Annotated in this window: 15 protein-coding genes; 13 read left to right on the plus strand and 2 right to left on the minus strand. The window is 69.8% G+C overall.

Annotated features, from left to right (window positions below):
- Positions 1–121 precede the first annotated feature (121 nt).
- Positions 122–493, plus strand: coding sequence for a glyoxalase superfamily protein (locus ACYVIO_RS10050; protein ID WP_460650394.1), 372 nt, complete (start codon positions 122–124; stop codon positions 491–493).
- 273 nt (positions 494–766) lie between these two features.
- Positions 767–940, plus strand: coding sequence for a hypothetical protein (locus ACYVIO_RS10055; RefSeq protein ID WP_460650395.1), 174 nt, complete (start codon positions 767–769; stop codon positions 938–940).
- A gap of 4 nt (positions 941–944) precedes the next feature.
- Here ACYVIO_RS10055 and ACYVIO_RS10060 read toward each other — a convergent pair whose 3' ends face one another.
- Positions 945–2,078, minus strand: coding sequence for a serine hydrolase domain-containing protein (locus tag ACYVIO_RS10060; RefSeq protein ID WP_460650396.1), 1,134 nt, complete (start codon positions 2,076–2,078; stop codon positions 945–947).
- Between the two features lie 58 nt (positions 2,079–2,136).
- Here ACYVIO_RS10060 and ACYVIO_RS10065 point away from each other — a divergent pair, with 58 nt between their 5' ends.
- The 11 genes from ACYVIO_RS10065 (at position 2,137) to ACYVIO_RS10115 (ending at position 16,018) form a co-directional block, all read left to right on the plus strand.
- Complete coding sequence (locus ACYVIO_RS10065; RefSeq protein ID WP_460650397.1) at positions 2,137–3,072, plus strand: LysR family transcriptional regulator; 936 nt, start codon at positions 2,137–2,139, stop codon at positions 3,070–3,072.
- 94 nt (positions 3,073–3,166) lie between these two features.
- Positions 3,167–3,907 carry an SDR family oxidoreductase gene (locus ACYVIO_RS10070; RefSeq protein WP_460650398.1) on the plus strand — a complete coding sequence of 247 codons (741 nt, stop codon included), beginning with the start codon at positions 3,167–3,169 and terminating at the stop codon, positions 3,905–3,907.
- 100 nt (positions 3,908–4,007) lie between these two features.
- Positions 4,008–4,901, plus strand: coding sequence for an SDR family oxidoreductase (locus tag ACYVIO_RS10075; protein WP_460650399.1), 894 nt, complete (start codon positions 4,008–4,010; stop codon positions 4,899–4,901).
- A 46-nt stretch (positions 4,902–4,947) separates the two neighbouring features.
- The gene (locus tag ACYVIO_RS10080; RefSeq protein ID WP_460650400.1) at positions 4,948–5,880 is read left to right on the plus strand and encodes an amidohydrolase family protein; all 933 of its coding nucleotides are present in this window, start codon (positions 4,948–4,950) and stop codon (positions 5,878–5,880) included.
- Positions 5,881–6,153: 273 nt separating this feature from the next.
- Positions 6,154–8,499, plus strand: a complete 2,346-nt coding sequence (locus ACYVIO_RS10085; protein ID WP_460650401.1) for an MDR family MFS transporter — start codon at positions 6,154–6,156, stop codon at positions 8,497–8,499.
- A gap of 57 nt (positions 8,500–8,556) precedes the next feature.
- Complete coding sequence (locus ACYVIO_RS10090) at positions 8,557–9,864, plus strand: SWIM zinc finger family protein (protein WP_460650402.1); 1,308 nt, start codon at positions 8,557–8,559, stop codon at positions 9,862–9,864.
- Positions 9,865–9,907: 43 nt separating this feature from the next.
- Positions 9,908–11,299 (plus strand): DUF5691 domain-containing protein, encoded by a 1,392-nt coding sequence (locus ACYVIO_RS10095; RefSeq protein WP_460650403.1) that lies wholly within the window; start codon positions 9,908–9,910, stop codon positions 11,297–11,299.
- The gene (locus tag ACYVIO_RS10100) at positions 11,296–12,378 is read left to right on the plus strand and encodes an ATP-binding protein (protein ID WP_460650404.1); all 1,083 of its coding nucleotides are present in this window, start codon (positions 11,296–11,298) and stop codon (positions 12,376–12,378) included. Before ACYVIO_RS10095 ends, ACYVIO_RS10100 begins: the two co-directional genes overlap by 4 nt.
- Positions 12,378–14,546 (plus strand): DUF5682 family protein, encoded by a 2,169-nt coding sequence (locus tag ACYVIO_RS10105; RefSeq protein WP_460650405.1) that lies wholly within the window; start codon positions 12,378–12,380, stop codon positions 14,544–14,546. The genes ACYVIO_RS10100 and ACYVIO_RS10105 overlap by 1 nt, the downstream gene beginning before the upstream one ends.
- The gene (locus ACYVIO_RS10110; protein WP_460650406.1) at positions 14,546–15,697 is read left to right on the plus strand and encodes a VWA domain-containing protein; all 1,152 of its coding nucleotides are present in this window, start codon (positions 14,546–14,548) and stop codon (positions 15,695–15,697) included. The genes ACYVIO_RS10105 and ACYVIO_RS10110 overlap by 1 nt, the downstream gene beginning before the upstream one ends.
- 36 nt (positions 15,698–15,733) lie before the next feature.
- On the plus strand, positions 15,734–16,018 hold the full coding sequence (locus tag ACYVIO_RS10115; RefSeq protein WP_460650407.1) for a hypothetical protein: 285 nt from the start codon (positions 15,734–15,736) through the stop codon (positions 16,016–16,018).
- A 44-nt stretch (positions 16,019–16,062) separates the two neighbouring features.
- On the opposite strand, the gene ACYVIO_RS10120 is transcribed toward ACYVIO_RS10115, so the two are convergent.
- Positions 16,063–16,404, minus strand: a complete 342-nt coding sequence (locus ACYVIO_RS10120; protein WP_460650408.1) for a YciI family protein — start codon at positions 16,402–16,404, stop codon at positions 16,063–16,065.
- Positions 16,405–16,449 lie beyond the last annotated feature (45 nt).

Below are 16,449 nucleotides of genomic sequence, written 5' to 3' on the forward strand. Positions count from 1 at the left end.
CGTGTTCTCGGGTTGACGACCCGGTACCCAAGGCCGTGGTCGGCAACCAGGTGCACAGGTTCTGACCGTTTCCGCCGGTAAGTTGCCGAGTCAGGGACCAGAGCGAGGAGGGGAACGGACAATGGATTGGAAACTCGAGTTGGTGTCGGTACCGGTCAGTGACGTCGACCGGGCGAAGGCGTTTTACACCGACCAGGTCGGCTTTGTCGCCGACCACGACCACCAGGTCAGCGACGAGGTGCGGTTCGTCCAGCTGACGCCGCCGGGGTCGGCCTGTTCGATTGCCCTAGGCACCGGAATGGGCCAGGCCGAGCCGGGAACGGTGCGCGGGCTGCAGATCGTCGTCGCGGACGCGGCGGCGGCGCGCGAGGAGCTGGCCGGGCGCGGGGTCGAGGTCAGCGAGGTGCAGGAGTTCCCGTGGGGGAAGTTCGTGTTCTTCGCCGATCCGGACGGCAACACCTGGGCGTTGCAGCAAGTTCCGGCCTGGGGATAATTTCTGGCCAAAACAATCGGCGGCCGGTGATCGACCGCCGATTGTTCGCCGGAGTTCCTACAGGTCTTTGTTTTAAAGACCAATTCGAGTTACCGCTAGGGATGGTTCGGGGTGCGGTTGTAGGGTGGCCTTTGGTTGAGCAGCCAGCCGGTGCGCCCCAGCACCCGACGACTGTGGTCCCTCCCGAGGACGAACATGCCCGACCTGCAGCGCCACACCCGTTCCACCAGACGTCATCCACCGGTCTCCGCCCCTGTTCAGAAGTCAGGTCCCATGCCTGTTGCCACTCCCACCCGGCCCGAGTCGGTGCACGTCCGGATCGGCGGTCGCTGGATCGCCGGCGAGGCGCTCTCCCGCCGTACGGCGACCACCGGTGCTCCCGAGATCCTCATCAGCCACCACGGTCACCTCGTCTGGGTCGACCAGAACCAGGTCCGTACGCCGTAAGGCCTCAGCCCTCCGACCAGGCAGCCACGAGGTTGCCCAGGTCGGTCGCCGGGTCCGCCTGGCCCGGATCGAACCGGTTCTTGGTGAGCGCGAACGCGACGCCGCTGCGGTGGTCCACCCAGGCCGCGCTGCCGCCCATGCCTGGCATGCCGAACGTCGTCGACGTCTGCTCGGCGGTCGCGCCGAGTCGGCCGTACGCGTAGCCCAACGCCCAGACGGCAGGATTCCCGAACACCTCGTCGGTGCGTGAGAACGCGGGCCCGACGATCTCCTGCAGCAACTCTGAGGGGATCAGCTCGACGCTGACCGGCGATGAGTCGGGCCTGCCGACTGGGAAGTCTCGCTCGCCGGGCACCGGCCCCAGGAGGGCGGCGTACACCTTGGCGATCCCTCTGGCCGACGCGGTCGCTGCCGACGGCACGTCCGCACTCAGTACGTCGGCCCGGTTCATCGACGCGGGGCACGGGATCACCGCCGCCGGTGCCAGCCGCTCGTCCTGCGCCGCAGGCACCTCCGGTCCGTCCAGTCGCGCCACCCGACCGAGCGCCTCGACCGGCACCCCGAAGTACACCTCGTCCTGAACCCCGAGCGGTCCGGTCAGCTCCTCCCGCAGCACCTCACCGAGCGGCCGACCGGTTGCCCGTCGTACCAGCTCGCCGACCAGGAGCCCGAACGTCTGCGCGTGGTACGCCGTCTTCGTGCCCGGCTCCCACCACGGCTCGCTCGCCGCGATCGTCGCCGTCATCCCGTCCCAGTCGGTCAGGTCCGCGAGCGTCGTCGACGCCGGGATCGCCGGTACGCCGACCGAATGCGTCAGCACGTGCCGTAACGTCGCCCGGCCCTTCCCGTGCGCCGCGAACTCCGGCCACAGCTCCACGATCGGCTCGTCGTACCGGAGCACACCCCGCGCGACGAGCACGTTGGCGAGCGTCGACGTGACGCCCTTACCGGTGGATCCGCTGTAGATCGGGGTGTCCGCGAGCAGCGGTCGACCGGTCTCGAGATCGGCAACCCCGGCGACCGCATCCACCACCAGTTCGCCGTACCGGTAGACCGCGACCTGCAGGCCCGTCTCCGTGCCGGACGCGACGAGCCGGTCGATCGCGCGCTGGACAGTCTGCTGCAGAGAGCTGCTCATACCAGTCCCGTCGGAGTCGTCCCGGCCTTCTCGACACGGATGCTGCCAGACTCTGGGCGTGGAGCTTCGGCAGCTGGAGTACTTCGTCGCGGTGGCGCACGAGCGGAGTTTCACGCTCGCGGCGCGGCGGCTGCACGTCGTGCAGAGCGCGGTGAGCGCGGCGATCGCGTCGCTCGAACGCGATCTGAAGGTGACGTTGTTCGAGCGGTCGGCGCAACGCGTCGTACTGACGGAGGCCGGTACGGCGTTGCTGCCGGAGGCGCTGGCGGTGATGGACGCGGTCCAGGGTGCGCGGGACGTCGTCGACGAGCTCGGGGCCGGGATGCGTGGCACGGTCCGGGTCGGGCTGCTGCCGGGGCTCGGGCTGATCGACCTGCCGGCCGCGGCGGGCGAGTTCCGGCGCCGCCACCAGAACGTCGAGCTGCAGCTGCGCGTGGAGCCCGAAGGCTCGGCCGGTGTCATCGCCGGGCTGCGCAACGGTGACATCGAGGTCGGCTTCCTCGGCGTGGGCGCGGGCAGCGTGCCGCGTGAGCTCACCGCCTGGGAGTTGCTGCAGGTGCCGCAGGTGCTCGCCGTACCGACCGGGCATCGGCTGGCCCGCCGGCGTTCGGTCGAGCTGGCGGACCTGGCCGACGAGGCGTTCGTGGACTTCCCGCCCGGCTTCGGCACCCGGACGCTGATCGACCAGATCTTCGACGCGGCCGGGATCGGCCGGCAGGTCGTGGTCGAGGCGCTGGGCATCGACAACGGCGTGCAGTTCGTCCGGCACGGCGTCGGCCTGGGCATCCTGCCCGGCTACGCGGTCGCCGACGAGGAGGCGATCCGTGCGATCCCGATCAAGGGCCAGGACTTCCAGTGGTCGCTCTACATGGCGACCCTGCGCAAGCGGAAACCGTCGGTCGCGCTCCGGGCCCTGCTCGGGCTGGTCGTCGCCCACCTGCACCACCCACCCGGTACGACGCCCGGCCGGGACCTGATGGATCAACAGAACTGATCCACCCATCGAGTTGATTCGTTGGACTTGATGCATCCGGCGCGCGAAGCTTTTGGTGTCAGCACGAAACACCGAACTTCGAAGGAGCAGGACGATGACCGAGAACACCAACCGGGTGGCGATCGTGACCGGCGGATCGCGCGGAATCGGCCGCGAGACCGCGGCCCGCCTGGGCAAGGACCACTTCGACGTAGTGGTCGTCTACAGCGGCGGCAAGACCGAGGCCGAGGCGGCCGTCAAGGACGTCGAGCAGGCCGGTGGCCGCGCGATCGCCGTCCAGGCCGACGTGGCCGACGAGAACTCGGTCAGCGCCCTGTTCGACACCGCGGAGAAGGAGTTCGGCGGCGTCGACGTCCTGGTGCACGCGGCCGGCATCATGAAGCTCGGCCCGCTCGCCGACGTCGACCTGGCGGTCCTCGACGAGCACCTGCGGGTGAACGTCCGCGGCACCTTCGTGGTCGACCAGCAGGCCGCCCGCCGGCTGCGCAACGGTGGCGCGATCATCAACATCTCCAGCTCACTGACTACGCTCGCCCGGCCGAACTACTCGGTGTACTCCGCCAGCAAGGCCGCCGTGAACGCGATCAGCCTGATCCTGGCCCGCGAGCTGCGCGGCCGCGACATCACCGTCAACGCGGTCGGCCCCGGCCCGACGGAGACCGCGCTGTTCATGGAAGGCAAGCCGCAGGAGATCATCGACCGGATGATCGCCGAGCCCCCGCTGGAGCGCCTCGGCCAGCCCGAGGACATCGCCGAGATCATCGCCTTCCTGGCCGGTCCCGGTCGCTGGATCAACGGTCAGACCATCTACGCCAACGGCGGTTCCGCGGCCTGATCCGCCGCGGGCGCCCGCCCCTGCGGCGCCCGCACCCTCATCCTCTGGACCACACAGGCGCCGAGCCTGGTGATCCGCCTGCCCGAAAGGTAGTCCCGCCATGTCCAAGACCATCCTGATCAGCGGCGCCTCGAGCGGCTTCGGTGCCCTCACCGCCCGTGCTCTGGCCGACGCCGGCCACATCGTGTACGCCGGGATGCGCGACGTCGCCGGCCGCAACGCAACAGCGGCGGCCGACGCCGCCCAGTACTCCAAGGACAACACCGTCGACCTCCGCGCCGTCGAGCTGGACGTCAGCTCCGACGAGTCGGCCCGGCAGGCGGTCGCGACCGTACTCGCCGAGCAGGGCAAGCTCGACGTACTGATCCACAACGCCGGTCACATGGTCACTGGCCCGGCCGAGGCCTTCACCCCCGAGCAGGTTGCCAGCCTGTACGACACCAACGTGGTCGGCACCCAGCGGCTCAACCGGGCGGCGCTGCCGCACCTGCGGGAGCAGCAGGACGGCCTGGTGGTCTGGGTCGGCAGCTCCAGCAGCCGCGGTGGCACCCCGCCGTACCTGGCGCCGTACTTCGCCGCGAAGGCCGGGATGGACGCGATGGCCACCAGCTACGCGCTCGAGCTGTCCCGGTTCGGCATCGAGACCACGATCATCGTGCCGGGCTCGTTCACCCACGGCACGAACCACTTCGCGCACAGCGGTTCGCCGGCCGACACCGACATCGTCGCGGCGTACGAGAACCGGTACGCCGGGCTGATGGACCAGGTCAGCCAGAAGCTGCGCGAGATCGAGCCGGAGTGGGCCGACGTCGCGGAGGTCGCCCAGGCGATCGTCACGGTGGTCGGCACCGAGAAGGGCCGCCGGCCGTTCCGGGTCCACATCGACCCCTCCGACGACGGCGCCGCCGTGGTCAACGCGGTCGCCGACCGGGTCCGCTCGGAGTTCTTGCGCCGCGTCGGGCTGGACGACCTACTGCACCCGACCACCGCCTGACCGTGAGAGCGACCCGGACCCCTGACTTTCGACGGAGGTGAGACCGATGAACGACCTGATCGACGTGCACGCGCACTTCCTGCTCAAGGAGTACGTCGCCGCAGCCGAGCGGGCGGGGCACCTCCGGCCGGACGGAATGCCGGGCTGGCCGGTGTGGAGTGCGGCCAAGCACCTGGAGCTGATGGACCGGACCGGGATCGCCAAGTCGGTGCTGTCGGTGTCGTCGCCGGGGGTGCACTTCGGCGACGACTTCCGCGCCCAGGTGCTGGCTCGCCGGATGAACGAGGCCGCTGCGGAGGTGGCCAAGGACCACCCGGGCCGCTTCGGGTTCTTCGCCAGTCTGCCGTTGCCGGACGTCGCGGGTTCGCTGGTCGAGCTGGAGCACGCGTACGACGTACTGGGTGCGGACGGCGTCATCCTGAACAGCAACGCCGGCGGGCAGTACCCCGGTGACCCGTCGTGGGAGCAGCTCTGGCGTGCACTGGACGAGCGGGCCGCCGTGGTCTTCCTGCACCCCACGTCGCCGCCGCAGTGGCGACAGGTCTCGCTGGACCGGCCGCGGCCGATGATCGAGTTCCTGTTCGACAGCGCCCGCGCGGTGACCGACCTGGTGCTCACCGGGATCTTCACCCGCTACCCGCGGATCCGCTTCGTCGTCACCCACGCGGGCGGAGTCATCCCGCTGCTGGGCGATCGGCTCGACCTGTTCCAGGACACCTTCGCTCCCGCGAGCGACCTGCCGAGTGTGACCGAGCAGCTCAAGGACCTCTGGTACGACGTCGCCGGTACGCCGGTGCCGAACCAGCTGCCGGCCCTGCAGGCTGTAGCCGGTGCGGACCACCTGCTGTACGGCAGCGACCACTGCTTCACGCCGACCGAGGCTGTCGCCGATCAGATCGCCGCACTGGACCAGGCGGCGGTCGCCGAGGGCTGGCGGCCGAGGACCACCGCCAACGCCGTACGGCTGCTAGCTCGCTGAACGTGTAGAAAGCTTCGGCGGGCCCTGACAGCACCGCCGAAGCCTCCGGCTGTTGATCGCTCAGCAGTCAACGGATGTTACGTGCGTCCCGCCGCTTGGAACAGACCGAACAGTCCGATGGCTGACCCGGCATCCACCGTCACGCTGAGCTGGCTTACAGTTTCCTACTGCAACCAAATAGGCCTGGGTGAGGACCTGGAGGCCGTACTCCGCCCCGGAGCAGCCCGACCGGCTGCTCCGGCCGAACGATGCGTGAGGACGGATCCACCCCAGATGTCAGCCACCGAGACCAAGCCTTCCGCAGCGCTCGATCCTTCGGGAAGCGCGTCGCGCGCACCACTTGATTCCGCGGCGCCCGGTGGACCGGCGGCAGCCGCTGGAGCGGGGGCGCCTGCGCGGGGCGGTGATCCTGAGCTGACGCATCGGGAGATTCTCGAGATCCTGGTCGGGCTGCTGGCGGCGCTGTTCACCGCGATGCTGAGCTCGACGATCGTCAGCAACGCGCTGCCGACGATCATCGCGGACCTCGAGGGCAGCCAGACGCAGTACACGTGGGTGATCACCGCGAGCCTCTTGGCGACCACGGTCTCCACGCCGGTCTGGGGCAAGCTGTCCGACCTGATCAGCAAGAAGCTGCTCGTCCAGCTCGCGATCGTGCTGTTCGTGATCGGCTCGGCGCTGGCCGGGATGGCGCACACCGTGCCGTTCCTGATCGGTGCGCGCGTCCTGCAGGGCCTGGCGATGGGCGGCCTGATGGCGCTGGCCCAGGCGATCATCGGCGCCGCGATCCCGCCGCGCGACCGCGGTCGGTACTCCGGCTACATGGGGGCCGTCGTCGCCGTCGCCACGGTGAGCGGCCCGCTGCTCGGCGGCGTCATCGTCGACACCAGCTGGCTCGGCTGGCGCTGGTGCTTCTACGTCTGCGTGCCGCTCGCGATGATCAGCCTGATCGTCCTGCAGCGGTACCTGCACCTCCCGCTGGTCAAGCGCAAGGTACGGATGGACTACCTCGGCGCGATCCTGATCAGCGGCGCGGCCAGCCTGCCGCTGGTCTGGGTGTCCTTCGCGGGAACGCACTTCCCGTGGTGGTCGCGGGAGACGGCGTACTACCTCGGCGGTACGGCGGTGCTCGCGATCCTCGCGGTGATCGTCGAGACCCGCGCGAAGGAGCCGCTCGTCCCGCTGTCCGTCGTCCGGGAGCGGACCACGGCGCTGGCGATCGTGGCGAGCCTGGCGGTCGGGCTCGCGATGTTCGGCAGTGCGGTGTTCCTCGGCCAGTACTTCCAGATCGCCCGCGGCTACAGCGCGACCGAGTCCGGGCTGCTGACGATCCCGATGATGCTCGGCTCGTTCTTCGGGTCGGTCGGTGCCGGCCAGATGATCACGCGGTACGGGAAGTGGAAGCGCTACCTCGTGCTCGGCGGGCTGCTGCTGATCGGCGGCCTCGGCGTACTCGGGACGATCGACCACACCACGGCGTACTGGTATCTCGCGGTCGGCATGGGCGCGATGGGTGTTGGCATGGGGATGCTGATGCAGAACCTGGTGCTCGCGGTGCAGAACACGGTTGATGTCAGCCAGGTCGGTGCGGCCAGTGCATCGGTCACCTTCTTCCGCAGCCTCGGCGGTGCGGTCGGCGTCTCGGTGCTGGGTGCTGTGCTGGCGAGCCGGGTGACTGAGCTGATCACCAGCAACCTGCGGGCGCTCGGGCCGGACGGCGCTGCTGCTGGGCGGGCTCTGCAGGACGGGTCGGGGACGAGTGTGCTGGACGTGGGGTCGCTGCCGCCGCAGCTGGCGGACGTCGTACGGCATGCGTACGGCGATGCGACCGGGCGGATCTTCCTGATCGCTGCTGCGGCTGGGGTGGTCAGTTTGCTGGCGGTGCTGTTCATCCGGGAGGTGCCGCTACGGCGGACTGTGGCGATGACTGGTGATGGTGCGGCTGTGGGTGCGGGCCCGGGTGCAGGTGCCGGTGGGGGCGCGGGTGGGCAGGCTGATCTGGCGGCTGCGGCGGCGCCTGGTGCGGCGTCGACCGGTGTGGTGCCGGAGCCGGCTGACGACGCGGAGCGGGACGCGCTGGTCGCGCTCGGGGTGATCACCTCGGCCGAGCGGACCGCGCTCGAGCGCGAGCGAGAGGCCAGCGAGCGGGTCGCAGCGGCGGCGACGGCGATCCGGCAGATGCGGACCGATGTAGCCGACCTGTTCACGCGGGTCGACCAGCAGATCGCCGACCTGGAGCGGACGCTGCCGACCGTCGACGGAGAGCACCCGATGGCACCGGTGCTGGCCGCGCAGCCACAGGACGGAGCGTGGGTGGACGAGCTGCGCCGGTACGAGCTCAGCGTGCTCAGCGCGAGCCAGCGGACCGCCGACCACCTGCGCGAAACAGCAAAAACCGAAGCCGACGAGATCGTGTCGGCCGCGCGCACAGAGGAGGAGGCAATCCGGCAGAGGATTGCTGAGTTGGAGGCGGTTGAACAGCGCTTGCTGGGCGTCGTACGAGATGGTCTGTCGGAAACCCCGGCACCGCCTGCTGCTCCTCCGGCGTCGGTCAACGGGCACCGGGCCGGCAACGGGTACCCCAGCCACTACGAGTCTGAGCAGCAGGCCTTTGGCTGAGGTGTCCGTCCTGGATGGCATGCTCTCGTCTAGGTGTTGGCGAGAGCGGGGAGCGTTGTGGGGCCTTGGGATGTGGAGCAGGTGCTCGCGCTCGCGCCTGATCCTGCCTCCGCCAAGGCCGGGCAGGCGCAGGCTCGGGTGGCGAAGTGGTCCGAGGCCGGTAGCTCGGAGAGTGCGCTCTGGGGGTACTGCCAGGGCAGTGGCAAGTCGCCGTACCAGACGTCGGTCGACCTGAGCGGTCCGGCGTTCAAGTGCACCTGTCCAAGCCGGAAGTTCCCGTGCAAGCACTCGCTCGGGCTGATGCTGCTCTGGGCTGCCGGTGGACTGCCGGCGGCGGAGGAGCCTGAGTGGGTCGACAAGTGGTTGGCCGAGCGGAGCAATCGGGCTGAGAAGGCGGCTGAGCGGGCCGAGAAGAAGCCCGGTGAGGTTGCTGACCCGCTGGCGGCTCAGGCGCGAGCTTCGCGACGGGCTGATCGGGTGTCGGCGGGCATGGCCGAGCTGGAGAGCTGGCTGGACGACCAGGTACGCCGGGGGCTCAGCGGGTTCGAGCAGCGCGGGTACGAGGAGCTGAGTCGGCTGGCTGCGCGGATGGTCGACGCGCAGGCGCCGGGGGTTGCGGGCGCCGTACGGCGTGCTGCTGGCGTGGTGGGGCGCGGGCATGGGTGGCCGGGCGAGCTGCTGGAGGAGCTGGCGCTGATTCACCTGACGGTGTCGGCGCATGGTCGGCTGGCCGAGCTGCCGCCGTCGATGGCCGAGACCGTGCAGACGCGGATCGGGTGGACGGTCGAGACGGCGCGCGTGCAGGCCGAGGGGGAGAAGGTCGAGGACGACTGGTTGGTGCTCGGGCGCGTGGTGGAGCCCGACGACCGGTTGACGGTCCGGCGGCTTTGGTTGCGTGGGGCAACAAGTGGACGGTTGGCGTTGGTCCTGGCGTTCGCTCCTGCGGGACGTCGGTTGGATCCACTGCCGGCACGTCCTGGTGAGGTCGTCCCTGCTGTCCTTTCGTTCTACCCAGGTGCTCTTCCACTCCGTGCGCTGCTCACCCAGACCGCGCCACGCCTTCCCGGCACCAGACCTTCCGGCCTGTCCACCCACCAGGCGCTTGCTGCGTACGTTGAGTCATTGACCGCAGACCCGTGGAACGAGCGTTGGCCGTTGGTGCTGCAGGACGTCCGGCCGGCGCGCAACGGTTCGACGTGGGCTCTGGTGGATGACGAAGGAGCGTTGGAGGTCTTGCCGAGCTTCGATCCCTGGAAACTCTTGGCCGTCTCCGCGGGCGCTCCGATCACCGTCGCGGGCGAGTGGAACCGCGCAGGCTTCCGCCCGATGACAGTGTGGGACGGCGACAGAGCGGTGATCGTGTGAGCGCCCGCTGCCGCTTCACCCCCGCTGCACCGGAGGTGCGGCGATGAGGGGCTGGGATGGGCTCGTGTCCTCCGCTTTGCTCGGGACCGACCGGCGGCCTCCTGTGTTCGACGAGCTTCCTCCGGCGGTGGGAGAGCAGCTGACTGACGACGCCGGCCTGCTCGACGCCGCCGCGTTGGCGACGCTTTACAAGCGGGCGGGGCGCCTTCCCCTGCAGGGGATCGAGCCGTTGCGGGAGGCCGAGGGTGAGGACCGACCGCTGCCTCGGTCGAACGCGATCCGCCGGTTGGCGGCGATGCTGACCGGGTTTCAGTCGGCGGCACTCGGCGAGTGGCTGCGGATCGCCGAGTCGAAGGGCTGGGGGATCCCGCCGGAGCACCTGCCCGCGTTGGCTGACTACGCGAAAGGTCGCGCGGAGTACCGGCCGCTGGTCATCGCTGCCGCGGGGAGAAGGGCAGCCTGGCTGGCCGACCTGAACCCGGAGTGGCGGTTCCTGCACGAGGCCGTCAGTGACGACCCGGAGCTGTGGACCCATGGGAACGCCCTGCAGCGGCGGGCGTGGTTCAGACGGCTGAGGCAGAACGATCCGGCGGCTGCGTTGGAAGCACTCCGCGAGGTCTGGCCGACCGAGACAGCTGCTACCCGGCTGGAGTTTCTCGGGGCACTCAAAGTCAAGGTCAGCAAGGCAGACGAGGAGTTCCTGGAGCAAGCACTGGATGACCGGGCCAAAGAGGTTCGTCGTCTGGCGGCCGAGCTGCTGGCACGGATCGAAGGCTCGCAGTTCAGCGTCCGGATGGCTGATCGGGTGGGGTCTCATCTGATGGAAACGCAAGACGTTCTGGCGGTCACCTTGCCCGAGCGCGTCACCAAAGCGATGGAGCGCGACGGCATCGACCCGCAGGCGCACCCCGGCCTCGGGCGGCGGGCCGGCTGGCTCAAGCAGCTCGTCGCCGCAGCATCTCTGCCGTCGCCGGACCTCCTCCAGCTACCAGTGGAGGGCGTAGCGCCCGAGGTGCTCCAAGCAGCCTGGGCCGAAGCAGCAGTCCGCGACCAGAACGCAGACTGGGCCCGCTCCCTCCTCCTGAGCAACGCCGCCACCGACGGCAGGACCAGCGAGCTGCTGCGCGTGCTCCCGGAAGCCGAGCTGCCCCAGGCGATCGAGCACCTGCGGACCACCATCGACCTGTCCGAGCTGGTCGGCGGTCTCCCGGTCCCGTGGCCGGAGCCGGTCGCCGTACTGGTGCTCGACCTGCTCGCCAAGGCCGGCACTCACCGCAGCTGGGCCCGCTTGGCGAGCACCGCGGCGCGCGCCGTACCGCCTGAGGTGCTGAACCACCCGATCACCCGCGAGCCGACCGGTGAGGAAGACACCTGGCGCCTGCGGCTCGTCGAGACCCTGATTTTCCGTCGTGAGATGTACGAGGAGCTGTCATGAGCACCACAGCAGTGATGCGGCCGCACGCCGAGGACGAGTACGCCGAGGAGCTGGCCGCGCTGGTGGCGACGGACGACCGGGTGCGCCCGCCGGCCTGGCGGCTGTCGCCTGCGGCCGTGGTCACGTACCTGCTCGGTGGGCAGGCCGGCGACACCGAGATCACTCCCAAGTACGTCGGCCCGCGCCGCCTGATCGAGGTGGCCGTCGCGACGCTCGCTACCGACCGGGCGCTGCTGCTGCTCGGCGTACCGGGTACTGCGAAGACGTGGGTCAGCGAGCACCTGGCCGCGGCGATCTGCGGTGACTCGACGCTGCTCGTCCAGGGCACGGCCGGTACGGCGGAGGAGGCGATCCGCTACGGCTGGAACTACGCGCAGCTGATCGCGCAGGGGCCGAGCGAGGCCGCGCTGGTCCCGAGCCCGGTGCAGCGCGCGATGGCCGAGGCGAAGATCGCCCGGATCGAGGAGCTCACCCGCATGCCGTCCGACGTGCAGGACGCGCTGATCACGATCCTGTCGGAGAAGTCGCTGCCGATCCCCGAGTTGGCCGGCGAGATCCAAGCCCGCAAGGGCTTCAACGTGATCGCCACCGCGAACGACCGGGACAAGGGCGTGAACGAACTGTCGAGCGCGTTGCGGCGACGGTTCAACACCGTCGTACTGCCGCTGCCCGACTCCGCCGACGACGAGGTCGAGATCGTCTCCCGCCGGGTCGCGCAGCTCGGCGCCTCGCTGGAGCTGCCGCCGCAGGACAGCGCGCTGGACGAGATCCGCCGCGTTGTGACGGTGTTCCGCGAGCTGCGATCGGGCCGGACCGAGGACGGGCGGACCGCGGTCAAGTCGCCGTCCGGCACGCTCTCGACCGCCGAGGCGATCAGCGTGGTCACCGGTGGTCTCGCGTTGGCCGCTCACTTCGGCGACGGCGTCCTGCGCTCGTACGACGTGGCCGGCGGCATCCTCGGTGCGGTCGTGAAGGACCCGTCGGCCGACCGCGTGGTCTGGTCGGAGTACCTGGAGACCGTCGTCCGCGAGCGCGACGGCTGGTCCGACTTCTACCGGGCGTGCCGGGACCTGAGCTGATGTCTGTCCACCTGTTCGGCATCAGGCACCACGGACCTGGGTCGGCCCGGGCGCTGGTGGCTGCCCTGGCGGACCTGCAGCCGGACATCGTGCTGATCGAGGGACCGCCCGAGGCCGACAAGGTGGTCGAGCTGGCCGCGGATCCGGAGATGGTGCCGCCGGTCGCGCTGCTGGCGTACGCCGTCGACGACTCGACGCGGGCGGCGTTCTGGCCGTTCGCGGTGTTCAGCCCGGAGTGGCAGGCGATCCGGTTCGCGCTGGCCGGCGGCGTACCGGTTCGGTTCTGTGATCTGCCGGCGGCGCTGATGTTCGGCTCGTCGGAGCGGGAGCGCGGGTCGTCGATCGATCCGCTCGCGACGCTCGCCGCGGCTGGTGGCTACGACGATCCGGAGCGCTGGTGGGACGACGTGATCGAGCACCGGCGCGATGGCGCCGAGCCGTTCACGGTGATCGCGGAGGCGATGGGCGAGTTGCGGCGCGACGAGCAGGCGATGGGCCGGGAGGCGCAGCGCGAGGCGTACATGCGGCAGACGATGCGCAAGGCGATCAAGGAGGGCTTCGAGCGGATCGCCGTGGTCTGTGGTGCTTGGCACGTGCCCGCGTTGACCTTGCCGTTGCCTCCGGCAACTCACGACGCGCGGATCCTGAAGGGATTGGCCAAGCGCAAGGTCGCGTGCACCTGGGTGCCGTGGACGCACAGCCGGCTGGCCAACGCGAGCGGGTACGGCGCCGGCGTGACCTCGCCGGGCTGGTACCACCACCTGTTCACCGCGCCCGACCAGATCACCACGCGCTGGCTGACCAAGGTCGCGCGCGTGCTGCGGGCCGAAGACCTGCCGGTGTCGAGCGCGCACGTGATCGAGGCGGTCCGGCTGGCGGAGACCCTTGCTGCGTTGAGAGAACGGCCGCTCGCCGGGCTGAGTGAGATGACCGAGGCGACGCGCGCCGTACTGTGTGGCGGGAACGACGTACTGCTGGATCTGGTGACGCGCGAAGCGGTCGTCGGGGAGCTGCTCGGGACCGTGCCGGGCGACACGCCGCAGGCGCCGGTCGCGGCGGATCTGGCGGCACAGGCTCGGCGACTGCGGCTCAAGCGCGATCCGGCCGAGCGGGTGATCGACCTGGATCTGCGTAAGGAGAACGACCGGGAAAAGTCGCATCTGCTGCACCGGTTGAGGATTCTCGGGATCTCCTGGGGGTTGCCGACCTCGGACGACCGGCGGGCGCAGGGCACATTCCGGGAGATGTGGAAGCTGGCGTGGGATCCGGGGCTCGAGGTGGATCTGGTCGCGGCGGGTGCGCACGGTACGACGGTGGTCGGGGCGGCGACGACGGTCATGCTCGCGGCCGCTTCGGAGTCGTCCACGCTGGCCGCGGTGACGTCGGCACTGGAGCGCTCGTTGCTGGCGGATCTCGCCGAGGCGTTGCCGGCGTTGCTGGCGGGAGTCGACACGCGGGCGGCGAAGGACGCGGATGTCGGACATCTGATGGCCGCACTGCCCGCGTTGGCCAGGTCGGCGCGTTATGGCGACGTACGGGGAAGTGACACGGCGGGGCTGGGTGCTGTTGCCGAGCGGATGGTGGCTCGAGTGTCTGCTGGGCTCGGGCGGACGGTGCACGGGCTGGATCCGGATGCTGCGGCGTCGGTGCTGGAACTGATCGACGGCGTACAGGATGCGACTTCGCTGCTGTCGGAGGAGTCGCGGGAGATTTGGCTGCGGACGTTGGAGGGGCTGAGCGACCGTGGATCGGTGCCGCCATTGATCGGTGGGCGGTTGACGCGGTTGATGCTCGACACGTCGCGGGTGGATTCGGGCGAGGTCGCGCTGCGGTTGGGGCGCGCGTTGTCGCCGGGGACGCCGACCGGTGAAGCGGCGGGATATGTCGAGGGCTTCCTGGCGGGCGGCGGGTTGCTGCTTGTGCATGACGAGCGGTTGCTGGCCCTGGTCGACGGGTGGCTTTCCGGGATTCCGGACGACGCGTTCCTGGAGGTTCTGCCCTTGCTGCGCAGGACGTTCGGGACCTTCGCGAAGCCGGAGCGGCGGTCGATCGGTGAGCGGGCGCAGGCGCTGGGTGGTTCGGTCAAGGTAGTTGCCGTGGACGACGATCTCGATGCCGAGCTGGCCGCGTCGGTGCTGCCAACCGTGGCGCGATTGCTGGGGGTGTGATGGACGACGAGCGGTTGCGCCGGTGGCGGATGGTCCTCGGCAGCGAGGCCGATCCGGAGACCGGTACGTCGTTGTCGAAGGCGGACCAGTCCGTCGATGCCGCGTTGGCTGCCTTGTACGACGCGGAGCGGGGCGAACCGGGGACCAAGCGGTCGGCCGGGCTCGGGTCGTCGGCGCCGCGGGTGGCGCGGTGGCTGGGCGATATTCGTGGGTACTTCCCCAGTTCTGTCGTGCAGGTGATGCAGCGGGACGCCGTCGAGCGGCTCGGGATCACCCGGATGCTGATGGAGCCCGAACTGCTGAACGCGGTCGAGCCCGACGTCCACCTGGTCAGCACGCTGCTCGCGCTGAACGAGGTGATGCCCGAGGAGACCAAGCAGACCGCACGCGAGGTCGTCGGCCGGGTGGTCGCGGACCTGCAGAAACGCCTCGCCGAGCGAACTCGGGCGGCCGTCACGGGAGCGTTGGACCGGGCCGGGCGAACGAGTCGGCCGCGGCACGCCGACATCGACTGGGACCGGACGATCCGGATCAACCTGAAGCACTTCTCGCCGGCGCTGGGCACGATCGTGCCGGACCGGCTGGTCGGGTACGCGCGGCGTAATCACAGCGTCCAGCGCGACATCGTGCTGGCGATCGACCAGTCCGGCTCGATGGCCGAGTCGGTCGTCTACGCGAGCGTGTTCGGCGCCGTACTGGGGTCACTGCGATCGTTGCGGACGAGCCTGGTCGTGTTCGACACGGCGGTCGTCGACCTGACCGACCAGCTCGAGGATCCGGTCGACGTGCTGTTCGGGACGCAGCTCGGTGGAGGCACCGACATCAACCGGGCGCTCGCGTACTGCGAAACGCTCGTCGCGCGGCCGGCCGAGACGGTGCTCGTGCTGATCAGTGATCTGTACGAGGGCGGGAATCGGGAGGAGTTGCTGCGGCGGGCGCGCTCGCTGGTCGAGTCCGGGGTGCAGGTGGTCGCGCTGCTGGCGTTGGCCGACTCCGGCGCTCCGTCGTACGACGCGGACAATGCCGCCGCTTTCGCCGACCTGGGGATCCCCACGTTCGCCTGCACGCCCGACCTCTTCCCGGACCTGATGGCCACCGCCATCCGGCGCGAGGACATCGGCCAGTGGGCCGCCACGAACTTGGCGGAGTGATATAGTCACGATTACTTACTATCAAGGATGTTGACTATGTCTGTTGTTGAACTGACCCGCTTCAAGGCTGCTCGGCGCGACGAACTGCTCGCCGCCCGCCCGGCGATGCTCGCCGACTTCGCGGCGGATCGGACGGGGTTCCTGTCCGCCCGGCTGATCCAGCTCCCTGACGACGAGTGGCTCGACATCGTCGAGTGGGAGACCACCGAGGACTACGCCGCCAGCAGCAAGAAGGGCCCGAACCTCCCCGGCATCGCCGCGTTCTTCGCCGCGATCGACTCGCTGGTCGTTGCCGAGGAGGGCGTGCTCGCGCCCGTCTGACGCTCAGCTGTGGGCGATTGCCGCGTAGTACGGCACCGCCGGGGTCAGTCGGCGAGTTGGAGGATGTCGATCTCGGTGCCGGGGTCCACCTCGGCGAAGCGCAGCGCCCACTGGATCGCCTCGTCCCGGGAGGCGACGCGGATGATCGAGAGGCCGGCGACGAGCTCCTTGGTTTCGGTGAAGGGGCCGTCGAGGACTCTCGGCGGACCGTCCGGGAACGTGATCCGGGCGCCGTGCTTGCTGGGGAGCAGGCCCTCGGCCGTGAGCAGGACGCCGGCCTGGCGCATCTCCTCCAGGACCGCGTCGGCGCGGACGAGGATCTCCGGGTCGGGAGCCTGGCCGGCTTCCAGCGCGGGGTTGGTCTTGTGCATCATCGCGAATCGCATGGCACCTCCTCAGGCCGACCGTAGCGGGATCAGGCCCGCTTGTTC

This window comes from Kribbella endophytica, assembly GCF_054781295.1.

What these genes read in the sequence shown, in the direction of transcription:
- ACYVIO_RS10080 (WP_460650400.1), top strand. Translation starts at nt 4,948, where the DNA reads ATGAACGACCTGATCGACGTGCACGCGCACTTCCTGCTCAAGGAGTAC.
- ACYVIO_RS10050 (WP_460650394.1), top strand. Translation starts at nt 122, where the DNA reads ATGGATTGGAAACTCGAGTTGGTGTCGGTACCGGTCAGTGACGTCGAC.
- ACYVIO_RS10055 (WP_460650395.1), top strand. Translation starts at nt 767, where the DNA reads ATGCCTGTTGCCACTCCCACCCGGCCCGAGTCGGTGCACGTCCGGATC.
- ACYVIO_RS10110 (WP_460650406.1), top strand. Translation starts at nt 14,546, where the DNA reads ATGGACGACGAGCGGTTGCGCCGGTGGCGGATGGTCCTCGGCAGCGAG.
- ACYVIO_RS10100 (WP_460650404.1), top strand. Translation starts at nt 11,296, where the DNA reads ATGAGCACCACAGCAGTGATGCGGCCGCACGCCGAGGACGAGTACGCC.
- ACYVIO_RS10060 (WP_460650396.1), bottom strand. Translation starts at nt 2,078, where the DNA reads ATGAGCAGCTCTCTGCAGCAGACTGTCCAGCGCGCGATCGACCGGCTC.
- ACYVIO_RS10070 (WP_460650398.1), top strand. Translation starts at nt 3,167, where the DNA reads ATGACCGAGAACACCAACCGGGTGGCGATCGTGACCGGCGGATCGCGC.
- ACYVIO_RS10085 (WP_460650401.1), top strand. Translation starts at nt 6,154, where the DNA reads ATGTCAGCCACCGAGACCAAGCCTTCCGCAGCGCTCGATCCTTCGGGA.
- ACYVIO_RS10115 (WP_460650407.1), top strand. Translation starts at nt 15,734, where the DNA reads ATGTCTGTTGTTGAACTGACCCGCTTCAAGGCTGCTCGGCGCGACGAA.
- ACYVIO_RS10105 (WP_460650405.1), top strand. Translation starts at nt 12,378, where the DNA reads ATGTCTGTCCACCTGTTCGGCATCAGGCACCACGGACCTGGGTCGGCC.
- ACYVIO_RS10095 (WP_460650403.1), top strand. Translation starts at nt 9,908, where the DNA reads ATGAGGGGCTGGGATGGGCTCGTGTCCTCCGCTTTGCTCGGGACCGAC.
- ACYVIO_RS10075 (WP_460650399.1), top strand. Translation starts at nt 4,008, where the DNA reads ATGTCCAAGACCATCCTGATCAGCGGCGCCTCGAGCGGCTTCGGTGCC.
- ACYVIO_RS10120 (WP_460650408.1), bottom strand. Translation starts at nt 16,404, where the DNA reads ATGCGATTCGCGATGATGCACAAGACCAACCCCGCGCTGGAAGCCGGC.